Here is a 25834-nt window from a genome sequence, read left to right as displayed (position 1 = left end):
AAAAATATAAAACAAATAAAATGAAAAATTTAAGTCTTTTAGTATTGAGTTTTGTGCTTTTACTGGGCGCGACAGCGTGCGAAAGCGAACTTGATTTGGTGCCGCAAGGAGCTCCGTCAAGCGGAAATTTCTGGAAAACTCCAGCAGATGCAAAAGCAGGAGTAAACGCTATTTATGCTTTATATTCTGATGATAATATGTACGGTCGTGGTTTTTTCTGGCTGAATAACGCCAGTGATGATATAGGAACCAAGCCAAGACAAAATGCAGAACGTATTAAGAATTTTATTGTTGATGGTGCAGAATCTGATACCAAAGATATCTGGAGAATTCACTACGAAATAATGAAACGCTGCAACGATGTTATTCGCAATATTCCTAAGATTTCCTTAGACGAAAAAACAAAGAATGGGATGTTGGGAGAAGCGTACTTCAATCATGCTGTAATGCATTTAGAACTGGCTTATCATTACGGAGATGATCGCGCCGGAATCCCGATTCAGGATCGCGAAGACCCAACAAATGTATATGTGCCAAGAGCTAAAAATGTAGCTGAAAACTATGCCTACATCGCAGCCGATTTAGTAAAAGCAGCCGATTTACTGCCTTATTTTAATGAGCTGACTTCTGATAATTACGGACGTGCTCATAAAACAGCTGCCTGGGGATATTTAGTACGTACCTATTTGTATGCTAAAGATTGGGACAACGCAATAAAATATGCCAATATGATCGTGAATAGTGGAAAACATAAGTTGCTGGATAATTTTGAAGATGTATTTAAAATCAAGAACAACTGGTCTTCAGAATACATTTGGTCAGTAACGTCAAGTGCAGAGAATACTTCTTTAGGATCTATTTTTCCGGGAGTATGCCTAGAAGACAAAGGTTGGGGAGTTTATAATGGTTGGGGAAATTTTTATCCTACCAAAGAATTATTTGATACCTATGATCCAAAAGATAAAAGACGCAGCGCGACTATTTTGCAAAAAGGTGATAAATTCCTGTATTTTGGTGAATTAGTAACTTTTAATGAAGGTAAATATCTTGTAAGTTCCAGTAATAGAACCGGATATCAGTTCAATAAATATATGGAGCCGTTTGGTTATGCCAAAACAACTTCGGGCGGGATTGATATTCGTTATGTAAATGCCAACGGAGATAAACCTTCGACAGCTTTAAACGTTCCTCTTTTGCGTTATGCCGATGTGATTTTGATGTTGGCAGAAGCCAAACTTATGAAAGGCCTGAATGCCGATACAGAAATTAATATGATCCGTCGTCGTGCAGGTCTTGGAGATCTTGCCGGAGCAACATTAACCGATCTAAAAAGAGAAAGACGTTGTGAATTGGCCGGAGAATGGACAGACCGTCATTTTGACTTAGTACGTTGGGGCGATGCTCAGGCAACTTATGCAAAACCGTTACACCATTATAACGGAACCGTGATTTATCCTGCTCGTAATTTTAACCCTGCAATTCACAAAGTTTGGCCAATACCACCGGACGAAATTGCAGTAAGCAAAGGAGCACTGACGCAAAATAAAGGTTGGTAGTTTGTAGTTTCATTTTGTTTGTTTAGTTTTTTTACACTGCAAGCTTGTCGGAGCTTGCAGTTGTAAAAAATAGCAAATGAATTTCAGATATAAACATAAACCAGTCTTTTTTTAGGAAAAGACTGGTTTGTATTTAAAAGAAATATAAAGTAGTAACCCCCAATGTTGTCATCTCGACGCAGGAGAAATCACACCAGAAATCCACAAAGAAAATCGCCAATTTTTGTCGAGTTATGCGTGTGATTTATCCTTCGTTAAATGAAAAAAATGATTTTGCCCCATTTTAATTAATCATAAACCAAGTCCCAGCGGGACGATATATTTATAGAAATTTAATTTTTATAAAAAGAATTTGAACCCCATCGGGGTGGCATATATATCGCTTCTCTGGAGCTTTAATGTATGGGAATCTATTATTGCTATAAATATGTCGCTCCTCTGGAGCTTAATGGGGGGAATCTATAATTGTTATAAATATATTGCTCATCCGGAGGTTTAATAATGATAAAATCATGAAGAAGGTAACCCCAATATTGTCATTTCGATCCCGAAGCTTCAGGAGAGAAATCGCATCAGAAATCTGCAAAGAAAATCGCCAATCTTTGTCGAGTTACGCGTGTGATTTCTCCTTCGTTAAATAAAAAAAATGATTTTAAAATCTTACGCTAATAGTAGGTAAGTCCTAGCGGGACGATATATTTATAGCAATTAATTTTTGATAAAAAGGATCCAAACCCCATCGGGGTGGCATATACGTCGCTCCTTTGGAGCTTTAATGTAGGGAATCTATAATTGCTATAAATATGTCGCTCCTCTGGAGCTTAATAAATGGAAATCTATAATTGCTGTAAATATACCGCTCCTTCGGAGCTTTAATAATTAAATGACAAAACGGGATGAACTATGTGCATTAAAAACAAGTAAAACACCTTTTTATTTAGCTGTAAAAAATTATGTCCCAATGTGTTTAAATAAACCTCAACAATTTAAAATCCTACAGTTCTAAAAATAAACAAACCCAATTTTCTCATGAAAAAAATAATCACCCTTTTTTGCCTCCAATTTTTGCTGATTGCACAAGCACAGGAATACAGTTCATCTAACATTCATTCGCATAATGATTATGCCAGCAAATTACCCTTTTATGAAGCCTATTCTAATGAAGCCGGCGTTATTGAAGCCGATGTTTTTTTAGTCAATAACGAGCTTTTTGTTGCCCATACATCCAAAGAAATTAATCCGCAGAATACGCTTAAGACACAATATCTTGATCCGCTTACTATAAAATTAAAAAGCTTAGGAGGAAAAGCTTACCAAGGCAATAAACCTTTGATTTTAATGATCGATATAAAAACAGAAGGTGATGCTACGCTGAGATTAATTGCGCAGCAGCTTAAAACCTATCCTGATATTATTTCGAATAAAAATATAAAAGTGGTAATTTCGGGAAACAGACCTTCTCTGGCAAACTGGAAAGACTATCCTGAATTTATTTATTTTGACGGAAGGCTAAATGAAAATTACTCTGCGGAACAATTGTCGCGTGTTGAAATGATCAGCGAAGATTTAAAAGAAATCACAATCTGGAACGGGAAAGGCGTGATGACACAAACGGATGCTGAAAAAGTGCAATCGATTATTAAAAAAGTACACGATCAGAACAAAAAAGTACGATTCTGGGCAACTCAGGATAATGTAAATACCTGGATGACATTGATGAACTTAAAAGTTGATTTTATTGGGACAGATAACGTTGCTGAATTGACGCATTTTATCAACAATATCAAATCGACATTTTATCAAAATACCGATTTTCACGAAGCTTATATTCCTAGAAACGGATTGGGATTTTCTAAAAAACAACCTAAAAATGTAATCCTTCTTATTGGTGACGGAATGGGATTGACACAGATTTACTCCGGTTACACCGCTAATAAAGGTCAGTTGAGTTTATTTAATATTCCAACTCAGGGATTGTCTGTCACAAAATCTTCAGACAGTTATATCACAGATTCTGCCGCAGGAGCGACTGCTATGGCAACAGGGCATAAAACCAATAATAGATTTATTAGTGTTGATGAAAATGGGAAACCGCTGGAATTAATCATACAACAATTGGCAAAGAAAAATTACAAAACAGCTATTATCTCGGCAGGGAATATTACAGATGCTACGCCAGCGTGTTTTTATGCACATCAGCCGGAAAGAAGTTACAGCGAACCAATAGCCGAAGATTTTTTATCGAATCCATCAGATATTTTGATTGGTGGAGGAACAAAGGAATTTACATCAAGAAAAGATGGCAAAGACTTATCTAAAATACTGAAGCAAAAAGGATATACTTTTTCAGATAAATTCAATAGTCTTGATACCATCAAAAACTCTAAATTTATTGTTTTAGATGACGCTGCAGTAGTTTCTATGAAAGACGGAAGAGGTGATTTTCTAGCGAAATCCCTAGCGAAAGCAACCTCAACTTTTGCTAAAACAAAAAGTCCATTTTTTATCATGGCAGAAGGTGCGCAAATCGATTACGGCGGACATAAAAACAATGTAGAATATGTGGTTCGCGAAATGCTTGATTTTGATAAATTGGTTGGACAAGCTATGGAATTTGTAGATAAGAATACGGAAACGTTATTAATCGTAACCGCTGACCATGAAACGGGTGGACTTTCTTTAATTGACGGAAATATAGAAAAGGGATATGTGCACGGCAGTTTTAGTACTAACGATCATACGGCAGTTCCGGTTCCGGTTTTTGCTTACGGGCCAGGAGCTGAAAAATTTATGGGAGTGTATCAGAACACCGAAATTTATACTAAGATTTTAGCAGTTTTAGCTAAGAAATAAATTGCTGTTTTAGAGATAAAAATCGCTTCTTTCGTCTGCCTCAAAATAAATGCAAACACGAATTACACCAATTTACACTATTTGTTTGTGAAATTAATTTCACAAACAAAATCAACCCTTTAGAATTGGTGTAATTCGTGTTCAATTTGATTTTTAGTATTTGTGAACAGGGACAGCCTGAAGAGGCATTTTTTTTATTGTATATTAATTTAAAGTAATTTGATAAGCACATCTTCTTTCGCCCGAAACAATATGACTTACCCGATTAATGAGAACATCTTTTCCTAATACAGATCTGAACGTATTTAATTCAGATGAGCAGAAACCCTGGCAAATTGTTGCCGCTGCACAAATAGGGCAATGATTTTCGACCAAAAGATAGCCTTCGTCATTTTTAGAGTATTCTGCCATATAACCTTCTCGGGTTCTTATTTCGACCAATTTCTCTATTTTCAGTTCCAGATTATGTATCGTATCAATTTCTTCATGATACTTCTTTTTCCCTGTTTCTTCATAGACATCAATCACCGCCTGCATGGTGTTTTCGCCCATTGCATTAATAATAGTGATCAGTTTTAAGGTCAATTCGGCATGAGTATCAGGAAATTTAGCATTTCCATTTGCTGTAAGACTAAACGTTTTTTGCGGTCTGCCCACACCTTTTGATTCTTCCTGAGGTTCAATGAGTTCTTCTTCGGTAAGTTTAACTAGCTGTTGTCTAACGCCTTCCTTCGTTATCTTAAGCTCATGGGCGATCTCGAGAGCCGTAAGGGGACCTCGCATTTTGAGCAACATTAAAATCTTATTTGTAGTCATAAATTAATAAAACAAGTATTTAGTTGTTTTATTATGCAAAAATATTAATTTTGCATAACTTATCAAAGCGCATTCTAAGATATTATTATCCTAATTGCAATGAACGTTGATAGTTACAGAATTTATTAATACAAAATATAGATTATGGTACCAGAATTACAATCTTCCTCAACCACTTCCTGCTACAGGATCAATTTACCAGTCTCTATCGTTCCGTACTGGAATGTATTAATGAAAAATCTATAAATAAGATCTATAACAAAGATTTTAAAAATCTCAAAAACTTCTAGCTAAAGCATAAAACGCTTTACAATGTGCTCAGCATACCTGATAAACAATATTCAGGTTGGGCGGGGGATATCTATGCCTAAAAATCAGCAAATAATTCAAATTTTTTAATCGTCATAAATATGGAAATACTAAATAAAATAGAAGCTTCAGGCATACAAACTCTCGATCTCAGGTCTTATAAACCGGACAAAAATGACTTTGTTGTATTTGATATTGTTCCCTTTCTTTTAGAAGATTTTCTACTGCAGGAAAAAGCCTTTCGTTCAGAAATGGCCAGTATAGACTGGAGCCAATATTCAGGAAAAGAAGTAGTCATTTGCTGTTCTAATGATGCCATCGTTCCACTTTGGGCCTATGTATTGATCAGCGCATTAGTGGCTCCACATACCTCAATCGTAGTGTATTCTACAACCGGAAATCACGAAGGTCTTTTATGGATCGAACGAATAAGAAAAATAGAATTTTCGGCTTTTATCAGTCAAAAAGTGGTGCTCAAAGCAAATTCATCCATACCGGAAGAAATTCTCGTATTGGCTACAAGTCAGTTAATAAAATATGTACAAACCTTAATGTGGGGCGAAGTAGGTTCACCTCTAATGATTTACAAAAGAAAATAAACGAAATAATGAAAAAAATAATAGCAATATTGTTTCTTGGAACGCTTTTGACCGTTTCATGTAACAAAAAAAATACAGAACAAACACAAAGTCCCGCGTCTTATCCAACGCTTACACTTAAAGCTCAAAAAGCGAATGTTTCTGTACAATATCCAACAACTTTAGAAGGAGAGCAAACTGTAGAAATACGTTCTAAAATCGATGGCTATATTGAGCAGGTTTATGTAGAAGAAGGTGCGGCTGTAGCCAAAGGACAAGTTTTGTTTAAAATAGATGCCAATAGTTATCTGCAGGAAGTAAATAATAAAAAAGCAGCAATTCTCGCCGCCGAAGCAAGTTTGGAAACAGCGGTTATCCAGACCAAAAGAACAGCAGCACTGGCAGAAAAGAAAATTATAAATACCTACGAACTAACATCTGCCAAAAACGTAGAGCGGGTAAAAAGAGCAGAATTAAGTCAGGCAAATGCAGATTTATCAGCAGCAAAATCGAAACTTGCTTTTACTAATATAGTAAGTCCAATTAATGGAGTTGTGGGAAGTCTGCCTTATAAAATTGGGAGTTTGGTTAGTATTTCGGCACCGGATCCTTTAACCACCGTTGCGAATACCAAACATATTTATGCTTATTTTTCGCTAAGTCAGCAACAGCTAAATTCATTCTTAAGCCAATATTCAGGCAATCAATTAAAGGACAAATTCAGAAATATGCCGGCAGTTTCCTTAGTCACTGCTGATGGAGAAACCTATGCGCAAAAAGGAAATATTCAAACTTTAAGCGGTGTTCTGAATGCAAGTACAGGCTCAGCAAATTTTAAAGCCGTTTTTCCAAATCCTGAAGGCAAATTATGGAGTGGTGCAAGTGCAACAATTGTTATTCCGACCCAATTTTCTGATGCGATCCTGGTTCCTAAAAAAGCAGTCTTTGAACAGCAGGGACGCTATTTTGTCTTTACAACAGACGGACAAAATGTAGTGCACAACACCGAAATAAAAATAAGAAACACAGCCACTGAAAAAGAATATGTAGTAACTGAAGGAGTACAATCCGGAAATACTATTGTCATTAATGGAATTGGGAATTTAAGGGATGGAGTAAAAATCGCACCGATAGTGGCCTCATCAAAAAAATAAAAAGAGATGTTTAGAAAATTTATAGAAAATCCGGTATTATCTACGGTAATATCGATCATAATAGTGATTTTAGGATTACTGGGATTAGCATCCTTGCCTGTATCACAATACCCCGAAATCGCACCTCCAACGGTTGTGGTAAACGCTTCGTATCAGGGAGCAAGTGCCGATGTGGTTTTGAAAAGTGTAATTGTTCCTCTGGAAGAACAAATAAACGGAGTCGAGAATATGGCTTATATGACTTCTAAAGCCAGTAGCAATGGTAGTGCTTCGATTACCGTATTCTTTAAGCAGGGAACAAATCCTGATATGGCGGCCGTAAATGTTCAGAACAGAGTTACAAAAGCGACAAGTTTGCTTCCTGCCGAGGTGATTAAGTCTGGTATTACAACAAGCAAACAGTTAAGCAGTACGGCGCTGAGTTTTTTATTATACAGTAAAGACGGGAGATATGACGAAAAATTCCTCGATAATTATTTGAGGATAAATATTATGCCCGAGATGAAACGTGTCGTAGGTGTAGGAGCAACGGAAATTTACAGCAGTCAGGAATATTCAATGCGTATTTGGTTAAAACCGGATGCAATGGCCAATCAGCGTTTAGTTCCTGATGATATTATTAAAGCGCTGCAAGAACAAAACATCGAAGCTGCACCGGGTAAAATTGGGGAAAACAGCAAAGAATCAGTTCAATATGCATTGAAGTTTACAGGCCGACTCGAAAATCCTGCTGAATTTGAAAACATTGTACTCAGAAGCGGTAAACAAGGAAGCTTATTACGCTTAAAAGATGTAGCAGATATCGAATTTGGAGCTTTAGATTATTCGACTTCATTGCTTACTCAGGGGCATGTATCTTCAGGAGGAGCGATCAGTCAGATTTCAGGGTCGAATGCGAGAGAGCTAATTATAGCTTGCGAAGACATATTAAAAAAAGCGTCCAAAGATTTTCCTCCGGGATTAGAATACCATACATTCCTGAATGCCAATGACTTTCTGGACGCTTCTATCGAGAAAGTAATCTACACAATTATTGAAGCTTTTATTCTGGTTTTTATTGTTGTATTTATCTTTTTACAGGATTTCAGATCGACCCTGATACCTGCAATTGCAGTTCCGGTATCGATTATTGGTACCTTCTTTTTTCTGAAATTATTTGGCTTCACCATTAATTTACTGACCCTTTTTGCTTTGGTTTTAGCGATTGGTATTGTCGTCGATGATGCCATTGTCGTGGTTGAAGCTGTTCATGCAAAATTAGATCAGGGAGCAAAATCAGCCAAAAAAGCGACTATTCATGCGATGAGCGAAATTAGCGGAGCGATTATCTCCATTACCTTAATTATGTCGGCAGTATTTATTCCTGTTACTTTTATTACAGGTTCTGCTGGTGTTTTCTACAAACAATTTGGATTAACATTGGCAGTAGCAATTTTAATTTCGGCAGTGAATGCCTTGACGTTAAGTCCTGCGCTTTGTGCTATTTTATTAAAACCACATGATTCTGAAAAGTCAAATCATCCCAAAGGATTTTTGCCTAAATTTTATGCCGGCTTTAATGCTGCTTTCGATGCAGTCACGAATAAATATATTGGAGCAGTCCGATTCCTAATCCGCAGAAAATGGATTTCTTTAGTAGCAATCGCACTATTTGGAATGGTGTTTTATGTATTGATCAAAACAACGCCAACTGGTTTTGTACCTAATGACGATGGAGGAGCAATTTACGGAAATGTAGTTTTACCCGCTTCTTCGACATTAGAACGTACAGAGGAAATTGTAAAAGAAATAGATCTTGCCGCGAGAAGTATTTCGGAGATTGAACTTTCATCAACACTTTCCGGAATGGATTTAATTCACGGATCCGGAGGTTCTTATGGCGCATTGTTTATCAGGCTAAAACCATGGAAGGAGAGAAAAGGAAAAAATCAGGATGTTACTTCAATCGTTGGGCAGTTGTTTGCAAAAACAGCTCATATAAAAGGGGCAAATATTATTTTCTTTGCTGCACCAACTTTACAGGGATTTGGAAACAGCAACGGATTCGAGGTACAACTGCAGGACAAAACTGGTGGCAGTTATAAAGATTTTGATAAGAATATCGGGAAGTTTATGGCAGCGATTAATCAGCGGCCAGAGATTATGTACGCCACAAGTCCGTTTGACATTGGTTTTCCGGAAATGGAAGTCAGCGTAAATGTAGCGAAGTGTAAAGATGCGGGCGTAAGTGTAAATACGGTTCTCAACACGCTTCAGGGATATTTTGGCGGAATCTATGCTTCTGATATCAATAAATTCGGAAAACAATACAGAGTAATGTTGCAATCTCATCCAGATTACAGAGCGAAAGAAAGTGATATCAATAAAGTTTTTGTTCGAACAGATAAAGGGGCAATGGCACCAATTTCTGAATTTGTAACCTTGAAAAAAACGTATGGTCCTGAATTTATAAACCGTTTCAATCTCTTTACCTCAACAACAGTTACAGGTTCACCAAATGCAGGATATAGTTCCGGTGATGCGATAAAAGCAATCGAAGAAGTAGCTGCACAAACATTAGAAAGAGGTTATACCTATGAGTTTTCAGGTTTGACAAAAGAAGAACTTTCCAGCGGAAGCCAGACAACTTTAATCTTTGCACTTTGTCTGATCTTTATTTACTTCCTATTAAGTGCGCAATACAAGAGTTACATCTTACCACTTTCGGTATTGTTATCCTTACCAATAGGACTTGCAGGTGCTTTTATATTTGCAAATCTATTTGGAGTTGATAATAATATTTTCCTTCAGATCAGTTTGATTATGCTGATTGGACTTTTGGCGAAAAATGCAATTCTTATTGTTGAGTTTGCCTTATTACATCGCTTAAGTGGAAGAAGCCTTGTGCAGTCGGCGATATTTGGAGCAAAAGCCAGATTACGACCTATTTTAATGACCTCCTTTGCTTTTATTTTCGGGTTAATTCCGTTGATGATTGCTACTGGTGCAGGGGCATTAAGCAACAGGTCAATTGGTACAGCTGCTGTAGGCGGAATGTTGATTGGGACGTTATTCGGAGTTTTTGTAATTCCGGTTCTATTTATCATTTTTCAGTCATTGCAAGAAAAGATTGGAGGGGTGAAAATACCGGTTCATGAGCCTAGAGTCATTGAGTAAAGCTCCAGCGGAGCGTAATATTTATAGCTAATATACACGTTTCTGTAATTAAAGCTTCAGCGGAGCGATATATCTCAGTTCAACATCAAGCAGATTATTTTACCGCAAAGAGCGCAAAGTTTTTTACAAGGATGGTTTTTATAAAAACATAAAGTTCGCAAAGCTTTGTATTGAGTCAGCTTTGTGAACTTTGTGTATCCCGATAGCTATCGGGATTGTGGACTCTGTGGTTAAATCTTATTTCATAATTAAGCAAATTATTTTACCACAGAGAACACCAAGTATTTTACATGTATGGTTTATAACAACACAAAGTTCGCAAAGTTTTGTGTTGAAGCTGCTTTGTGAACTTTGTGTATCCCGATGGCTATCGGGATTGTGAACTCTGTGGTTAAATCTTATTTCATAACCAAGCAGATTATTTTACCGCAAAGCACACAAAGTTTTTTACAAGGATAGTTTTTATAAAAACATAAAGTTCGTAAAGCTTTGTGCTGAGTTAGCTTTGTGAACTTTTTGTATCCCGATAGTTATCGGGATTGCGGACTTAGCGGTTAAATTTCAGTCAAATAAATAATAAATAAAAATATATTATAATGAACAAATACAATTATAAACTAATAGCCATTGTACTGTTGGTTGCCGGTATATGGAGTTCGTGCAAAATCACGAAATCCTATACAAAACCCACAACATCTGTAAATTATCGTCAACCTGACAACAAAGACACGATTAACATGGCAACCATGAAATGGTCGGAATTATTTACTGATCCTGCTTTGCAACAACTTATTGCTGAGGGATTGGCTGCAAATCTGGATTTGAAGATTGCGGTAGAAAGAATCAATCAGGCAGGAATCACTCTTAAACTGAGTAAAGCCGCTTTTCTACCGTCGGTAAATGGGAATTTATCCGTAAAAGAATCGAGACTGGCTTTCCCGCAAGGATTTGGACTTTTCGATCAGTCGACACAATATGATTTGGGTATTGCTGCCGGATGGGAAATAGATGTTTGGGGTAAATTAAAAAGTACTAAAAAAGGCGCCCTGGCCAATTTATTGGCTACAGATGCTGCCAAACGTGCTGTTCATACACAGCTGATTGCTGATATTGCCAATTCGTATTATGAGTTGCTAATTCTAGACGAACAACTAAAAGTGCTTAAAAAGACAGCGAAAAACAGAGAAACCGATGCAGAGACGATTAAAGTACTGTTCGAAAATTCGATTATAAATGGAGTAGCGGTGGTACAAAGTGAAGCTAATTTTTATGAAGCCGAATTGGCTATTCCGGATATCGAACAAAAGATAACCGAAACGGAACATGCTTTATGTGTACTTCTGGCAAAATCACCTTCTAAAATTGAGCGTAGTGTTCTCGAAAAGCAAAAGCTGATGTACGATCTTAAAATTGGGGTTCCTATGCAACTTTTGGCAAACAGACCAGATGTGCAACAGGCCGAATATAATTTTAGAATGGCATTTGAAGAAAGTAATGTCGCAAGAGCCTATTTTTATCCTGCTTTAAACATTAGCGGAGCGGCAGGCTTTTCAAGCTTTGGATTGAAAGACTGGTTTACAAACGGCGGACTTTTTGGTAATATCGCGGGAGGACTTACGCAGCCTATTTTTAATAAAGGAATTAATAAGGCAAGATTGGCTACTGCTTTATCCATTCAAAAAGAAGCGCTTTACAATTTTGAATTTTCAATGCTAAAAGCAAGTGAGGAAGTTTCTAATGCCTTGTCAAAATATGATAATGCCGCTTTAAAAGAAGAAAAAAGAAAGAAACAGTTAGAAGCTTTATTCAAAGCGGTAGAATTTAATAAAGAATTATTAAATAATTCAACGACTAATTATACAGATGTACTAACGGCCGAACAGAATTTATTAACCGCACAATTAAGAGGTATCGACGATCAAAGTCAGAAATTGCATGCTGTTGTAAATCTATATCGTGCGCTTGGTGGCGGCTGGAACTAAAAAAATAAAGAATTTTACGAAAAACTAAAGCCCAATTGTAAAAGATTGGGCTTTAGTTTTTTATTAATTAGCTGATTTTAAGTTGTCACCATCTTTATCATGAAGTCTTCTAAAAACGAATCCGGAAAGAATGGTCAGAAAACCTACAACTAAAAATGTATATCGAAAAGCATTGTGTATTTCGTTATGAATGAGTTTTGTATCACCCTGAAAAATTTTAAGTACTAAAAGCCCAAAAGCGATTCCAAAACCAATAGCCAGCTGTTGATTTACAGAAACCAAAGAGTTGCCACTACTCGTATGGTAAACCCTTAAATCTGCAATAGAGATCGAATTCATAGACGTAAATTGTATCGAGTTAAAGAAACCCAATACCGAGATAATGGGAATGTACCAATAAATCGAGGTATGAATAGAAGGAATGGCTAATGCGCAAATTAATACACCAATAATAAAAGTGTTGACCATTAGAGTTTTTCTGTAACCATACGTATTTAAAATCCCAATAACAGCTGATTTTCCAAACATTGCAGTAAGAGCCATAGGAGCAACAATCCATCCAGAAGTAACAGCCGATTGTCCGTAAGCGATTTGAATCATCATAGGTAATAATAACGGAATCGAACTAAAACCCAGACGCGTAGCCAGATTACCTACAATCCCGACACGAAAGGTTCTCACCTGAAATAAATTGAGAGGAAAAAGAGGGTTGTTGTCCGTAACAGCGTGGCGGTAATACCAGTACAACATCAGGAATCCTGACATTAAGATCAGTAAAACCGGGGTTAGACGAACTGTATTGCCAAATAATTCTAAAGAAATAGATAAGAGCAGTGAAGCCGCTGCAAAGATTAAAAAGCCTTTTAAATCAAAATCGATTATTGGAGATTTGTAATCCGGCATGTATTTCAGACTTAATAATATACCAATAATCCCAAAAGGAATATTGATCAGGAAAATCCAGTGCCAGGATAAATAATCGACCATATATCCGCCCACCAACGGCCCTAATACAGGACCAATTAAGGCAGGAATAATAGCAAAATTCATTGCCTTTAATAATTCTTTTTTAGGAAATGTTCTAATAAGCGCCAGTTTGCCTACCGGAGTCATTAAACTTCCTCCGATACCCTGAATAACACGCGAAAAAATCAGATGAGTTAGGTTTTGAGAAAGAGAACAAAATAAAGAGCCAATGCTAAAGAGTAACAAAGCAAAAATGAAGACTTTTTTAGTTCCAAATTTATCCGATAAAAAGCCACTAACAGGCATAAATAGTGCAAGAGTCAAAACATAACTGATAATGGCATTCTGCATATCAAGCGGCGACTCGTGGAGATCTTTGGCAATAGAAGTGATCGATGTATTAAGAATAGTAGAATCGAGCATTTGCATAAAAATGGAAGTCCCTAAAATGAGCGGTAATACTTTTTTTATTGTTTCATTGTTTTGTCCTGCAATGTTTGTATCCATATTTTAAAACTTTTTCTTTTTTTAGAATTTAAATTCGGTTACTTATAGTACGTTGAACCTGTTGCGTTTGATCTTAACCATATAGAAACATAGTTTTTGTTTATTTATAAAAAGCGTTTCACTTATTTGAAATACACATAGCTATCTGAAAGAAATGAGTTTCTTTTTGTTACTTTTTTTTCTAAATGAAAGCTATGTTTTTATGTGTTTATAAATTATACTCAACGAAAAAATTATAAAAATTTGCTTTTAATAACCATTAGTTTTTCTCTGGTCATTTCATTTATAGCATATGAAATTCCACCCATTCCGATACCTGAAGAATCCCTGCCTCCAAATGGCATCCAATCTACGCGAAATGCCGTATGATCATTAACCATAACTGCGGTAGCATTTAGTTTTTTAACGGTATCCAGAGCAATATCTATATTTTTTGTAAAAACAGCAGCCTGAAAATGAACGTCTAAAGCATTGGCTCTTTTTATTGCTTCGTCCCGATCTATAAACGGATAGATACATACCACCGGACCAAAGATTTCTTTAGTAGAAACAAGAGAATCCTCTGAAGGATTAAACAAAACAGTAGGCTGAAAAAAAGTAGCCGAAATTCTTTTTCCGCCTGTTATTAAGGTTGCTCCTTTTTTTATGGCTTCGTTCACCCATTCTTCGACACGATCAACTTCTTTAGGTGTAATAAGCGGACCTACATCTGTTTTTTTATCCAGCGGATCTCCCGTAATTAATAGTTTGGTTGCCGCTGCAAATTTTTCAATAAAAGCATCACAGATTTCCTGATTGACATACACTCTCTGAACCGAAACACAAACTTGTCCGGCATGATAAAAACCTCCTTTTACCAGAGAAGGAATCATTTCATCAAAATCAGCATCACTTTCAACAATAACGGGAGCAGCCCCGCCATGTTCTAAGGCACATCTTGTTCCGGGAGATAGCTTGCTTTTAAGATACCAGCCTACTTTTGCCGACCCAATAAAGGATAAAAAATTAATACGCGGATCTGTTACCAGTAATTCTGCGGTTTCATTGTCACACAATATCACCTGAAGCCATCCGGTAGGCAATCCTGCTTCTTTTAGAATATCGGCAAGGGCGAAACCGGATAACGGAGTTGCCGTTGCAGGTTTGAAAATTACAGGACAACCCGCAGCAATTGCGGTAACGATTTGATGAACAGCTAAATTTAAAGGATGATTAAAGGCACTTACAGCTGCTACAACTCCTATAGGTTCTTTTGATGTAAAAGCAATCCTGTTTAAAGAGGCGTCAGTAAGCCCCATTGGTATCTGTTCCCCTTTTATTTGAGATATGTGTTCTGCGGCTAATTTTACACCTTTGATAGCGCGCAGTACCTCAGCTTTAGAATCCTGCCATGGTTTTCCGCCTTCGCTTATTGCGGTAACTAATAAATCTTCGATTCGATCCGTCATTATTGAAGCTGTTTTTTCCAGTATTTCAATTTTTTTATACGCCGGAATCCAATTCGACTGATCGGTAAACAAGTTGTGAGCGGTATTGAGGACTTTGTCGATATCATTTTTACTGATTAAGGGCAATTCCTTAATAAAACTCAGATCGTATGGGGATGTTATTTCTGCAGTCGTTTTCATAGTGTCTTTTATTTTAGATCAGGACAAAACAAAGTAATTCCTAATCTGTTTTTACTATAGTATTTAATTTAAAGTTAATTAAATTAATCCTCATAACAGAGAAAAACTTCAAATAGATCACCTGATTCTGTTTGAGATTGCTCTTCTATTTTTGAATATAAATACCATAATCGCTCGGATATATTTAGAAAAACACACTGTATTTGTGTACTATAAAAATTATTAACTTTGAATTTCTAACCATAACCAATCATAAAAATGGAAAAAATCGAACACATTAATTACATCAAATCACCTATTGCAGAAGTGTATAAAGTACTGACAACACAGGAAGGTCTTGCTGCCGTCTGGACAACAGAATTGATTGTTAAGCCGGAAGTGGGGTTTATCAATGAGTTTGATTTCGACGATAATTATGATACAAAAATGAAAGTGGTCGAATTGTCTCCAAATAAAAGAATAGTATGGGAATGTGTAGATTCTGACCCGGAATGGATCGGGACAGGAATTTCATTCGACCTTACAGAAAAGGACGGAGTAACCGCGGTTGTCCTTAAACATTTTGATTGGCGCGAACTTACTGAGTTTTACCAATGGTGCAATTACAATTGGGCAATGTTTTTATTAAGTCTGAAAAGTTATTGTGAAGATGGAGAAGGAACACCTTATCAAAAAAGGAAGTTTTAGTATTACCCGGTAATAAATAGAGATAGTATAAAAGTCAATCGTATCATTTTTATACTATCTCCATTATTTAATGGGTTTGAAAAGTAAATTAGAGGATTGTTATATTTTAATAGTGGATGGTAATTGTAAAAAAATATTGTCTTGGGATTGTTCTATTTTTCGATGTGATATTTTGGATCGATTGTGATCAGAAGTCTTTTGAAAAGTTGGATCAGGCGATTTCTTACCGACTTGAGAATTAATGTCATTGCGTCGAAATTTTCTACTTCTTTTTTTGTCTTTATGGCAATAATATTGCTGATGATAGAAATTCCATCACTTACAATAAGCAAGTCCATTACGATGGTTACAAACCATTTAAAGTTGTAATTAAGTCCTATGCTCATCAATGCCAGAGCAGTTGGTATCAGCAATACAGCTAACTTGGAAACAAATCCCAGGGCTAGTTTTTTGAAGCTAAAGGCGTTGTTCAATACAATGGTTTTGATAATACCTAAAAAAGTATCCATAACCATGAGGTAAAATAATACTTTGACAATTCCGACATCCATTTCTAAGTAAATAAAAATTCCATAAAGCAATAATTTAATTTCGTTTGAATATTCTGAAATTTTTTGCATGGTAGGATTGTGTTTTTATAAATTCGAGGTCTTTATAAGTAATCTTTTGGGGTTTTTAAGCCCCAAAAGAGTATTATAGTTATTTTATATTGGTCCTTTTGGCTATTACAGCAAATTAGTTTTTGCTGATACAGTATTACTGACTGGACCTTTGTTTCCTGCTGCATCCATAGCAACAACATAAAAATTATACGTTCTGGACCTTGATAAACCACCAATAGCATAAGAAGTTACATCAGCTACTGTGGCAGCCAAAATATTATCTTTGTATATCAAGTAATTAGCAATGCCTCTTTCATCAAATGATGGAGACCATTGTAAGGCTACAAATGTTCTTCCAACGTCTGCAACTCTTAAATTTGGAGCGTTTACTGGAGCTGTTGTATCAACCGGGCGTCCTGTATATTCGATAAACTGAACTATTCTGTAAGGGTTTAATATAGAAAAAGCTTGTCCTCCACCAGCACTGCCAGAAGTTTCTGAAGTGGTTGTTCCTAACGGATTATCATCAGATCTAGTTTGATAACCACGCCCTGTAATTGCTTTTTCATAGGTATGGGTATGGGCAGGAATTTCCTCAATAGCAAGTTGTTTGCGTTTAGCTCCTCCCATGGCTTCCATAATACTAAACTCGAATTGTGAGATATCCAGACCAACAGGCATTCTTCCTCTTAAGGGCACATATTCTTCCCAACCCTCCGGAAATGGTGCAGCTTTTCCCCAAAGAGCAATCACACCCAAAGGTACAGCCGTTGCAGGTTTTTTTTCTAATTTTATGATGCGATCAATTAGCGACTCAATTAGTGTGTCGCTTTTAATAATCTGATTGGCTTTGTCTAATACTAGTAAGGAACCTATAGAATCTGATGATTTTACATTCTCTAAATATACTTTTCCTCCAATATTGGTATTTTCCCAATCTGAACCATAATTTAGAGTAAGACCTGTACTAGATGCGGTACTATTATCTACCAAAGCTCTTCCTAACGGATCTGCAGGATGTCTTAATCCTCTTTTACTTGCTGAACCTAATCTAAAGTCAATCGCTCTTACATTGGCTACAGCGGCTTCGTTAGTGTCTAATTTTGATAATTTATAAATGTCTAAATCCAGATCGCCTTTCATAGCCTTTGAGCCATTAAGGGGTAAATAATTTTTAATGTCGGCCTCAACTGCGTCAATGTTAGTTTCTATTGCAGAAATATTAGTCTTAATTGAATTGATGTTTTCCTCAATTGTCTGAATAATCAGTTCAATCGTTTTGAGATCCTTAACAATTTTAAAAGGTCTTAAATCATAATAATAAACGGTTAACAGATTGTCATTATGAGAAGTGTCCGGGCGATTTGCATACTCTTCGGGGCTAATGTACTCCGCTTCATAATCAAAATAAGCAGTTTGAGATACTCCGGTTCCGTACACTAAATTGGTACCTTTTCTGGTGGTTTTTAAAAATCCGGTTGGAGCTCCTTTTTGAATAGGGTATAAAACCGCTGTTGTTTCTGGTAAAACTGCCGGAGGATTTTTTAAATTATTTTCGTCTTGCTGGATAATGGCCCAGCCTTTTGTAGCATTAGTTGCCGGAGCTATGATATAGTTTTTATCAATTTCAATACTTAAATGTGCTTTCAAAGCTCCGAATAATTCAGCTCTGTAAGCGGTTTGAAGTCTTTCTAAAGTTTCTTGCTCCAGAGGAAATCCTCCTGGATGACTAAAATTTATTTGTTTCATTTTTTTATTAATTTAAAAGGCTGTTGTTTTTATACTGCTGTTTCAATGCTGAGTTTTTTATATCTCAGCTTTTATTTTTAATTTTTCAGTGAATAGGAGTAGCTTTCATAACTTTTACCGGCCAGTTTATAGAAGTTAAGCAGATTGCTGTATTCTACATTGGCTACTTTAATAGCTTCAGTTGGTGCTGATTGATTTTCATTTGGCTCAATCACTATCGTTTTGTTGGTTATTAAACTTTCCGGAATAAATACTCTGAAATTGGCATATGATATTGTTGTATAGTCTTCACGATGTGCGAGATAAGGAGGTTTATTGTTCCTGTTTTTATATTCATTATGCGTAAAAACTTTCAATTGCGGAATCATCAAAGCGCCTTCTGTTAAAGTACCATTTGGTAAACGAGTAGCGGGTTCGTGATACTCTTTGTGCAGATGTACGTATTGTATAGTAGGTTTTACGGATTCGTCGATATAAATCAACTCTTCTAATCGTTTTTGTTCTGTACTTAAATTAGGATTGTAGTTTTTAGTTGGGTTATAAGTCTCGTTCAGTACTTTTTCCAGATAAATAATCTGTCCGGTATGCTGCATTTTATAGAGTGTTTCTTCATAAATGGTATGAATGGGTGTCAGCAAAACATCGAGCCAGTCAATATGAGTTTTTTTTCTAAGAATAGGAGGGATGAGCCACAATAACAGCTTTTCCCATTTTAAAACGGTGTATTTATTCATTGTATATATATTAGACTATTGTTTATCTCTGAAGAATGTGTAGGGAATGTAGTTGAGCTCAACCTGAAGCGTATCCATATCAAAATAACCTGAATTCGGAATAAAATATTCGATATTGGTAGCATCTTTATATTCCGGATTTTGTTGGTCATTAGGATTTTTTGCCCAGGTGGTTTCAACCTTTTTCAATATCGGAATCTTAACTCCTGATGCTTTCTGAATAGCGTCAACCAGATAGGTTTTGACAAAAGCGCCATTAAACTCAATATTTTTCAAATGATCATTGACAGCATCAGTTATCGGAAATATTGTATTGTTTAAGATTAAGGAACCGTTTGCCGGATCTAGTGGGTTTTCTAGGAACGCTTCTTCGTATTGCTTTAATTTGTTTTTTTCTTCTTCAGTTAAATCCCTGCTGATACTTTTTAACTGATAGTATCCAATGTCTTTGGGATGAATATAAATAGTTAGAGGATCTATGTAAACATTCAAAGTCATTTTTAGATTATCTCCCTGGTCAGAAGTAATATATACCTGATTTCCTGCATCTTTTATTTTAGCGATATATTCCTTAAAAGCATAAAGTTCGTTAGGAACATCAATTCTAGAAATTTTATCGTCTTTTACAGTGGCGACTTTTATAAAAACAACACCAACTTTATTATGGAAATAATCCGAAAAAATTTCTTTTATATCTCCTATTTCTTCCTTGGGTTTTAATACCGTTTCCAAGTCAATTTCGCTTACCGCACAATGTTTGATTATTTTAGCAGCCTCAATTTCGGTGTCGGTGAGTTCTGCGGTGTCAAATTGATAAGCACCTTCTTTCCAAATCAGCGATATTCTGTTGTTCGAATCCGGATCTAAAGGCATCCCGTAATGAAAATTCAAAGCCTGTTCGCGATACCAGTTTAAGGTGTGAGGCCTTGAAATCAGGGCGTTTTTTTCGACTATTTTTTCGTGTATCCAGATCGCGGTAGCGACGATGTTGATCCAGAGTTTCCAAATCGCAGCTTTTGAGTCTGTTAAGCCGTTTAAAGAGGATTGTTTCTTTTTCTCATCCAGAATTTCGTTCTGTATTTCAGCAATTGTACGTGCCATATTTTAATTTTTAGATATAGTTTAGCCTGTAAGACATGTGTAATATGCTTATAGATAATTTTTTATGTTTTTTTTGTAAATACTACAGAAGTGTAGTTTTCTTTAGAGATTTCTAAAAGCAGAGGTTTAAATGTATCCGAAAATCTGCCTATTGATAGCCAACGTTTCCAGCAATCAACATTGAAGTTATGAATTAATAAATGATAAAATCATCTTCGATAATCATATAGTCAATTCCGGAGAAATTATCCAGTAAATACTGTTCCTCGTCTGTAATAGAAGTGGCAGGTTTTAAATTTCGGGCATTGTAATATTCGACAATATCCTTTTTAAAAGCTTCCCTGCCAATTTTTAAATCTTCATAAACAGAAATATCATCAGTAAGGTTAAATTGATTATTGTCTTCTAAAAGGTCGAATACTTTCTCTATACTTCCGTATTCCTGCAAAGAGATGTCAAAAATGTTTTGGTTTTCCTGTGGTTTAATAGTTTCCATCGATTTTAATGTTTTGTAAATCGTTGACATCTAATGTTTTTACAAAAAAGTTGTCATACGATAATTGTTTGTCTATTTCGTTTTCTAGTCTTAGCCTGGAGGTTGCATCCGGACTGTTGATGTATTTTTTGATTCCTACTCCCAGAATCGGAAACTCTTTATAACTTCCTTTCTGGCTTAACAATAGATGTTCTATGTTTTGCTGATCTGCCTCTTTCAGGGCGAAATCTCCATCTGTAATTAACAAGTCTTCATCTATGATAAAATCTTTCATATACCGTTATTATTTGTTGTTTTATTAATGAATACTTCTTTTTGAATCTGCGCGCCATATCAAAAAGATGCTATTTTATTTGATACTGTAAAAATACACCGCGATTTGCCTTTAACCAAGATTTTTGAGGTTCCTAATCAGTAGTTTCAGTAAGTTGTTGTTTGTGTTTAATTGTCTGATTTTTAGAAATTTATTATTCTTTTTTTTGAATTAAAAATAATGTTTTCATGCGATTGGGATAATCATTTCTGTAATCACTTTAAAAATCATTTTTATAATATTATTTTTAAGCGTATTGAGTTTTATTTTTGAAATTCCGGTAGTTTGAAGTGCTTGCAATGTCACCAAATCCAATTGGCTTTTTAGAAGCCATTCTAATTCTTCTTCGGTTAAATCCCCTATAGAAAAAAGAAACATCCAGCGTTCCAGTTTTTCTTTGGAGGTTTCTAAAAATGCGTTTAAATCCTTTTCTAATTCGGTTTTATTCTCTTTATAACTTTTGGTTATAATAACTTTCAGTTTGTCTTTTAGTTCTTCTATTAATAGATCATTGTTCATAGTTTTAAGTATTGCTGTTGATTAAATCCCAAAGGGCATCTTTTGATTCTTTGTCTTTTTTAATTTCGTATTGAATCAGCAAATCCACAGCCTCTAAAACCTGTTTTTTGGATTCCTCTATAAAGGTTGGAGATAAAACTTCTTTCGTTTTCCACCGTTGGAAGAAACCTGCCAAAAGATTTTTTTCTTTGTCGTTTAGGATTTTCCACATCGCAAAAGTGATTTCGTTATTGGGTTTACTTTTTTCATATTCGGTCAATTTTTCAATGTTCAGAAATAAAACTTCAATTGCTTCTTTATTTGAAGTGTAAGGCGTACTTGCCTGACTCATTAATTTCGAAGTTTCTACCTTTATCTCTGTTGTTTTTTGATAAGAATAATGATCGAAAAGGGCTGTTTTGGTTGAGGTACAGGAAGTAATTACAAAAGAAACGGCAATTAGAAAAGTGAGGTGTCTTAATTTTAAATGTTTCATCTGATTATTTGTATAAGATTACATAGTTTTTTCTGTCACGTTTTAGTTTACTGAGCACTTTCCAGTCGCTGTATCCTTTTTTATCAAAGTGCGGAAGATCTTTAAAGGTTTTCCAGTCTCCGCCCCAGTTCCAATTGTGTTTCTTGAAAATTTCGACACATTCCTGCCAGTCCGAAATTTGGTCACCATCCCAGTCTTTTGCCGTATCCCAGGAAGCTGTTTTACCATCTATAATCAGACAAATGTCTATCGCAAAGCCATAATTGTGAATAGATTGTCCGCCTTTTGCATTAGTTACTTTTTTTCCGGGTTTCGTTCTGCCAAAAGCATAAAGGTCTTCCTGTTCCTGAAAATTTCTGAGACTTTGCGTAATATGTACTTTTGCGCGTCCGATTAATGCCAGATCGCATTCTTCGATGATTTTAGTCACTTCTTCCCTGACAGAAGGATGCAGTAAATCGATGTGTTTTTTTGTTGTTTGATCCATATTTGTGTGTATTAAAGATTTCAAATTTTGAGAATAAAAAGCCTTTCCTGATAGTTTAACGACAATCAGGATTTTTATGCTGCAATAAGATTATTTGTGTTTAAGGATTTATTTACGGTTAAGAAAAACTTGTAAATAAAGCTTGAAAAGTTCCTTTTTTGTGATCACATTTAAGAGGTGAAACACGTTTTAATAACACTGTAAAAATACGCCGAAATAGCGTGTTTGAAAAATAATATGGAGTTGTAAGTCAGTAGTTTCAGTAGAAGATGTTTTGCTTTTTGTAGCTTTGTTTTGTCACTTGAAACAAATAGATGACAAAAAAAAACCGTTTTTCTTGAATTGAAAAACGGGTTTGTAATAAATTATATTTTTGCAATTGAATTTAATCAATACTTAAAAACATAGGTTTGTTTTCATCCAGACATTCTTTCGCAATTAAATAGATGTCATTAAAAGCTACTAAGCGACCATCTGTTGGAGCTTGATTCCTTGTGTCAACTTTAATTTCTTTATCGAAGACTAAAATATTATATCCATCTTTTGCAAGTTTTCTGATAGATAATAAGTGATTTATTTCACGTTCAAAGACTGTCTTTATTCCTGAAACTTCTTCCATTGATAATTCGACATCCATTATTCCCTTTTTGCTAGCTTTTTCTGGAATTACTTCTTTTAATACATCTAAAATAATAGAGTATTTTAAATCTAGGTTTTCATTACTTCCCCATTTTCTGTTTTTAGATTCTAAATCAACAGGATAGAAATCCCTATTAGTTTTTTCTTTAATAGTTGAATTACTAATAAATATCCAATCTCCGTTTTCGTATAAATGATTTCCCATTTTTATTCTTTTAAAAATTTAACAATGACCTCTTCTCTTGACCATTCTTTTTGAAATTCAACCTTGGTATATCCGTTATCTTTCGCCCATCCTCCAGTAATAGTTTCAAAAGCAGCTTTCTTTTCATCCATTCCACTATCTATGGCTTTCAAAAACTTTTTAAGATTAATAGATTCTCCACCGTAATGTGCATAATATGCGGGATATTTAATCCAAACACCAAACATACCGCTTATTTCAGGTACTTTTTTGCTGTTTTTCATAAAAGTATGTGCGTCATCAAAAATTATTTGTCCTAAACCGCTATATTGCTCATTAATTTTTGGTGGAATATTAAAATCAAGATATAAAATTTCTTCATTTTGTTTTACAGTCAAATCATATTTTTTTGCAGATTCGCTATCTAGTAATTTCATTTCGCACTTTAGGTCAGTTTTACTACCTTTTTTAATCGTTCCAGCTTCTCTTAGAGCGTTAAACTCGTAAGTAATTCCTTTTTTAGCGCCATATCGCATATTTCGAGTAATATAAGCTACGTTTTCGCCTGATTCGTCAACTAGTTGAATTTTATTTGCAATTCCTAACTGATTTATATCCGCTAAAGTAATTATTTTACGATTATCGATCATTGTTTGTTTTACAAATTTTTCAAACTGTTTCTCAGTCATCTTTGAAACATCTTTTCCTGTTTGAACTTCAACAATTTTGTTTGCTTCCTCAATAACCTTTCTTGTTTCTTTCGCATCTTTTGCTGTTTCTGCCAATTCAGCCGCTGCATTTCCTTCCTTTGCCATTTTTGATAAATTAGGTAATCCAAAAGAAGCAAGATCTGCTGTTACACTAAAAGCGATCCAGAGATTGGCTAGCCAACCATAACCATTTTTATGCCATTTTTCTAAAGTACCATTACTTAACATAGCATAATGAGTAGCGTCTTTTGCTAAAACAATTCCTGCAAGTGCTCTCGCTGTCATAGGTGCTCCTTTTGCCAAAACAATACGCAATGCACCAACCGCAGATAATAAACTCAATAAATCTGTGGCAATATTAAACAAATCCCAGTTTGATTGTTTAGTAGCCATATTATGAAGCTTTAAGGCAATAACAAACGTATTTTCGTCGCCTATTTGATCGCCCAAATCTCCCAGTTTTGTACCAAAGTTTAATTTTGCTAATGGATTAAATGGTTTCCATTCAATATAATGCTCAAAAACGGGTACTTCGTAGACTCCTGGAGGGTTTATTCTATCAAGATCTTTTGCACTTATCGAAGCTCTAGCTTTTCCAATTGTTTCAGTCTTATCCGTTTTTTTACAATTATCGATCAAAATGTTATTTCCTGACCAAGCAGTTTTTATATGCGTATCTCTAAATAAATAATAACTGTTGTCAAAATACACAGTATCTGTTGGTTTTGAATTGTCAAATTCAGCAACTAAATGAGTTACAAATCGAAGTAGATCTTGGAGTTCATCACCTTGTAGCTTTCTGTATATATTGCATAACAAGTCTGAGTCTCTAAGAATTATATACAAACTTTGCCTGTCTTTTATTGCGTAAAGAATTTGTAAAACAGCTTTGTCTTCATTTGTACCAACCGACCCTCCAAGTAAATACATATCATTTAAAATAAGATCCAGATGTTTGTATAAATCCGAATCGTCCATTTTTCCAAATAAAATTTTAGGATATGATTGATAGATGACGTCTAGTTGGTTAGGATCATTTTTAGCGTCTTTTATTTTTTTAATATATAAATCAATGACAGCTTTGTTACCAGTATCGCTATATTTAATTCCTAAAGACTTAAAAAGGGCCATAAAAAGATCAAAATCATGAACGGTAAATTTGAATGCGGTTTGAGTTAAATCATTATTGAAAATAGTTAGTATAAAATCGGTTTGTTCACTTCCGATTTCAATAAATGCCTGAAAAGTATTTGCTATCAAATTTATCCCCTTAAACTGATTCGATTTTAAAAGAATTCCAGCTTGTTTTACATTTCCCTGACTATCATCATAAGTGAACTCTTCGAAACCATCAGGAATACTGTTTGGAATATCAACTAAATCATGAAAAAACATGTGCTCATGAACTTCTCCAATTTTATTTTTAATGCTTTCTATAATTTTTGATAACGAAACCAAATTAGTGCTGTTATTTATGTTAGAAGTGCTAGCATACTTAATCATCTCGTCAGTATTTTTATCATCCTCAATCTGCTGACGCCAAATACCCAGCATAATTTGCCTAAACCTGGCCATTTCAGAAGCACTGGTATCTTTTAGTTCTATTGTATGGTTTTTAATAATCATTGGGATA

The 25834-nt window shown here is 35.2% G+C and carries 21 protein-coding genes; 7 read left to right on the top strand and 14 right to left on the bottom strand.

From position 1 onward, the window contains the following. The first annotated feature begins 20 nt into the window (after nucleotides 1-20). Complete coding sequence (locus tag ACQKCJ_RS16540) at nucleotides 21-1556, top strand: RagB/SusD family nutrient uptake outer membrane protein (RefSeq protein WP_271336267.1); 1536 nt, start codon at nucleotides 21-23, stop codon at nucleotides 1554-1556. A 1029-nt stretch (nucleotides 1557-2585) separates the two neighbouring features. Next, nucleotides 2586-4409, top strand: coding sequence for an alkaline phosphatase (locus ACQKCJ_RS16535; protein WP_271336266.1), 1824 nt, complete (start codon nucleotides 2586-2588; stop codon nucleotides 4407-4409). Between the two features lie 204 nt (nucleotides 4410-4613). Here ACQKCJ_RS16535 and ACQKCJ_RS16530 read toward each other — a convergent pair whose 3' ends face one another. After that, nucleotides 4614-5225 carry a helix-turn-helix transcriptional regulator gene (locus ACQKCJ_RS16530; protein WP_271336265.1) on the bottom strand — a complete coding sequence of 204 codons (612 nt, stop codon included), beginning with the start codon at nucleotides 5223-5225 and terminating at the stop codon, nucleotides 4614-4616. A 410-nt stretch (nucleotides 5226-5635) separates the two neighbouring features. On the opposite strand from ACQKCJ_RS16530, the gene ACQKCJ_RS16525 reads away from it, so the two are divergent. The 4 genes from ACQKCJ_RS16525 to ACQKCJ_RS16510 all read left to right on the top strand — a co-directional run bounded on the left by ACQKCJ_RS16525 (nucleotide 5636) and on the right by ACQKCJ_RS16510 (nucleotide 12404). Further along, nucleotides 5636-6133: a DUF2480 family protein gene (locus ACQKCJ_RS16525; RefSeq protein ID WP_427402452.1), complete on the top strand. Its 498-nt coding sequence runs from the start codon at nucleotides 5636-5638 to the stop codon at nucleotides 6131-6133. Between the two features lie 8 nt (nucleotides 6134-6141). Then, nucleotides 6142-7266: an efflux RND transporter periplasmic adaptor subunit gene (locus ACQKCJ_RS16520; protein ID WP_271336263.1), complete on the top strand. Its 1125-nt coding sequence runs from the start codon at nucleotides 6142-6144 to the stop codon at nucleotides 7264-7266. A 6-nt stretch (nucleotides 7267-7272) separates the two neighbouring features. Further along, nucleotides 7273-10422: an efflux RND transporter permease subunit gene (locus ACQKCJ_RS16515; protein ID WP_271336262.1), complete on the top strand. Its 3150-nt coding sequence runs from the start codon at nucleotides 7273-7275 to the stop codon at nucleotides 10420-10422. Nucleotides 10423-11018: 596 nt separating this feature from the next. Further along, on the top strand, nucleotides 11019-12404 hold the full coding sequence (locus tag ACQKCJ_RS16510; RefSeq protein ID WP_427402451.1) for an efflux transporter outer membrane subunit: 1386 nt from the start codon (nucleotides 11019-11021) through the stop codon (nucleotides 12402-12404). 63 nt (nucleotides 12405-12467) lie between these two features. Here ACQKCJ_RS16510 and ACQKCJ_RS16505 read toward each other — a convergent pair whose 3' ends face one another. Beyond that, complete coding sequence (locus ACQKCJ_RS16505) at nucleotides 12468-13877, bottom strand: MFS transporter (RefSeq protein ID WP_271336260.1); 1410 nt, start codon at nucleotides 13875-13877, stop codon at nucleotides 12468-12470. Nucleotides 13878-14110: 233 nt separating this feature from the next. Then, a complete protein-coding gene (locus ACQKCJ_RS16500) occupies nucleotides 14111-15505 on the bottom strand; it encodes an aldehyde dehydrogenase family protein (RefSeq protein ID WP_271336259.1) in 1395 nt (464 codons plus the stop codon). A 258-nt stretch (nucleotides 15506-15763) separates the two neighbouring features. Between ACQKCJ_RS16500 and ACQKCJ_RS16495 the strand changes: the two genes are divergently transcribed. Continuing rightward, nucleotides 15764-16192, top strand: coding sequence for an SRPBCC family protein (locus ACQKCJ_RS16495; protein WP_271336258.1), 429 nt, complete (start codon nucleotides 15764-15766; stop codon nucleotides 16190-16192). A 152-nt stretch (nucleotides 16193-16344) separates the two neighbouring features. Here ACQKCJ_RS16495 and ACQKCJ_RS16490 read toward each other — a convergent pair whose 3' ends face one another. From ACQKCJ_RS16490 to ACQKCJ_RS16440, 11 genes are all read right to left on the bottom strand, one after another. After that, nucleotides 16345-16812: a phage holin family protein gene (locus ACQKCJ_RS16490; RefSeq protein WP_271336257.1), complete on the bottom strand. Its 468-nt coding sequence runs from the start codon at nucleotides 16810-16812 to the stop codon at nucleotides 16345-16347. A 105-nt stretch (nucleotides 16813-16917) separates the two neighbouring features. After that, nucleotides 16918-18543, bottom strand: coding sequence for a fibronectin type III domain-containing protein (locus ACQKCJ_RS16485; RefSeq protein WP_427402450.1), 1626 nt, complete (start codon nucleotides 18541-18543; stop codon nucleotides 16918-16920). Nucleotides 18544-18620: 77 nt separating this feature from the next. Beyond that, entirely contained in the window at nucleotides 18621-19277 is a 657-nt protein-coding gene (locus ACQKCJ_RS16480; protein WP_427402449.1) for a hypothetical protein, read from the bottom strand. Between the two features lie 15 nt (nucleotides 19278-19292). Beyond that, nucleotides 19293-20378, bottom strand: a complete 1086-nt coding sequence (locus ACQKCJ_RS16475) for a hypothetical protein (RefSeq protein ID WP_271336254.1) — start codon at nucleotides 20376-20378, stop codon at nucleotides 19293-19295. A 193-nt stretch (nucleotides 20379-20571) separates the two neighbouring features. Then, entirely contained in the window at nucleotides 20572-20874 is a 303-nt protein-coding gene (locus tag ACQKCJ_RS16470; protein ID WP_271336253.1) for a hypothetical protein, read from the bottom strand. Next, complete coding sequence (locus ACQKCJ_RS16465; RefSeq protein WP_427402448.1) at nucleotides 20861-21148, bottom strand: hypothetical protein; 288 nt, start codon at nucleotides 21146-21148, stop codon at nucleotides 20861-20863. Before ACQKCJ_RS16465 ends, ACQKCJ_RS16470 begins: the two co-directional genes overlap by 14 nt. Before the next feature lie 225 nt (nucleotides 21149-21373). Continuing rightward, a complete protein-coding gene (locus tag ACQKCJ_RS16460; RefSeq protein WP_271336251.1) occupies nucleotides 21374-21706 on the bottom strand; it encodes a hypothetical protein in 333 nt (110 codons plus the stop codon). 4 nt (nucleotides 21707-21710) lie between these two features. Then, nucleotides 21711-22181, bottom strand: coding sequence for a hypothetical protein (locus ACQKCJ_RS16455; protein WP_271336250.1), 471 nt, complete (start codon nucleotides 22179-22181; stop codon nucleotides 21711-21713). Between the two features lie 4 nt (nucleotides 22182-22185). Further along, on the bottom strand, nucleotides 22186-22668 hold the full coding sequence (locus ACQKCJ_RS16450) for a M15 family metallopeptidase (protein WP_427402447.1): 483 nt from the start codon (nucleotides 22666-22668) through the stop codon (nucleotides 22186-22188). 385 nt (nucleotides 22669-23053) lie between these two features. After that, a complete protein-coding gene (locus tag ACQKCJ_RS16445; RefSeq protein ID WP_271336248.1) occupies nucleotides 23054-23512 on the bottom strand; it encodes a hypothetical protein in 459 nt (152 codons plus the stop codon). A 2-nt stretch (nucleotides 23513-23514) separates the two neighbouring features. After that, complete coding sequence (locus tag ACQKCJ_RS16440; RefSeq protein ID WP_427402446.1) at nucleotides 23515-25827, bottom strand: hypothetical protein; 2313 nt, start codon at nucleotides 25825-25827, stop codon at nucleotides 23515-23517. Between the last annotated feature and the right edge of the window lie 7 nt (nucleotides 25828-25834).

The sequence above is a fragment of the Flavobacterium sp. NPDC079362 genome (genome assembly GCF_050267765.1).
Taxonomy (GTDB): domain Bacteria; phylum Bacteroidota; class Bacteroidia; order Flavobacteriales; family Flavobacteriaceae; genus Flavobacterium; species Flavobacterium azizsancarii.
Note: the sequence above shows the minus strand (reverse complement) of the source record. Positions and strands in the feature narration are given on the sequence as shown.

Coding starts and splice junctions, on each gene's coding strand:
- ACQKCJ_RS16540 (WP_271336267.1), top strand. CDS start 21: ATGAAAAATTTAAGTCTTTTAGTATTGAGTTTTGTGCTTTTACTGGGC.
- ACQKCJ_RS16535 (WP_271336266.1), top strand. CDS start 2,586: ATGAAAAAAATAATCACCCTTTTTTGCCTCCAATTTTTGCTGATTGCA.
- ACQKCJ_RS16530 (WP_271336265.1), bottom strand. CDS start 5,225: ATGACTACAAATAAGATTTTAATGTTGCTCAAAATGCGAGGTCCCCTT.
- ACQKCJ_RS16525 (WP_427402452.1), top strand. CDS start 5,636: ATGGAAATACTAAATAAAATAGAAGCTTCAGGCATACAAACTCTCGAT.
- ACQKCJ_RS16520 (WP_271336263.1), top strand. CDS start 6,142: ATGAAAAAAATAATAGCAATATTGTTTCTTGGAACGCTTTTGACCGTT.
- ACQKCJ_RS16515 (WP_271336262.1), top strand. CDS start 7,273: ATGTTTAGAAAATTTATAGAAAATCCGGTATTATCTACGGTAATATCG.
- ACQKCJ_RS16510 (WP_427402451.1), top strand. CDS start 11,019: ATGAACAAATACAATTATAAACTAATAGCCATTGTACTGTTGGTTGCC.
- ACQKCJ_RS16505 (WP_271336260.1), bottom strand. CDS start 13,877: ATGGATACAAACATTGCAGGACAAAACAATGAAACAATAAAAAAAGTA.
- ACQKCJ_RS16500 (WP_271336259.1), bottom strand. CDS start 15,505: ATGAAAACGACTGCAGAAATAACATCCCCATACGATCTGAGTTTTATT.
- ACQKCJ_RS16495 (WP_271336258.1), top strand. CDS start 15,764: ATGGAAAAAATCGAACACATTAATTACATCAAATCACCTATTGCAGAA.
- ACQKCJ_RS16490 (WP_271336257.1), bottom strand. CDS start 16,812: ATGCAAAAAATTTCAGAATATTCAAACGAAATTAAATTATTGCTTTAT.
- ACQKCJ_RS16485 (WP_427402450.1), bottom strand. CDS start 18,543: ATGAAACAAATAAATTTTAGTCATCCAGGAGGATTTCCTCTGGAGCAA.
- ACQKCJ_RS16480 (WP_427402449.1), bottom strand. CDS start 19,277: ATGAATAAATACACCGTTTTAAAATGGGAAAAGCTGTTATTGTGGCTC.
- ACQKCJ_RS16475 (WP_271336254.1), bottom strand. CDS start 20,378: ATGGCACGTACAATTGCTGAAATACAGAACGAAATTCTGGATGAGAAA.
- ACQKCJ_RS16470 (WP_271336253.1), bottom strand. CDS start 20,874: ATGGAAACTATTAAACCACAGGAAAACCAAAACATTTTTGACATCTCT.
- ACQKCJ_RS16465 (WP_427402448.1), bottom strand. CDS start 21,148: ATGAAAGATTTTATCATAGATGAAGACTTGTTAATTACAGATGGAGAT.
- ACQKCJ_RS16460 (WP_271336251.1), bottom strand. CDS start 21,706: ATGAACAATGATCTATTAATAGAAGAACTAAAAGACAAACTGAAAGTT.
- ACQKCJ_RS16455 (WP_271336250.1), bottom strand. CDS start 22,181: ATGAAACATTTAAAATTAAGACACCTCACTTTTCTAATTGCCGTTTCT.
- ACQKCJ_RS16450 (WP_427402447.1), bottom strand. CDS start 22,668: ATGGATCAAACAACAAAAAAACACATCGATTTACTGCATCCTTCTGTC.
- ACQKCJ_RS16445 (WP_271336248.1), bottom strand. CDS start 23,512: ATGGGAAATCATTTATACGAAAACGGAGATTGGATATTTATTAGTAAT.
- ACQKCJ_RS16440 (WP_427402446.1), bottom strand. CDS start 25,827: ATGATTATTAAAAACCATACAATAGAACTAAAAGATACCAGTGCTTCT.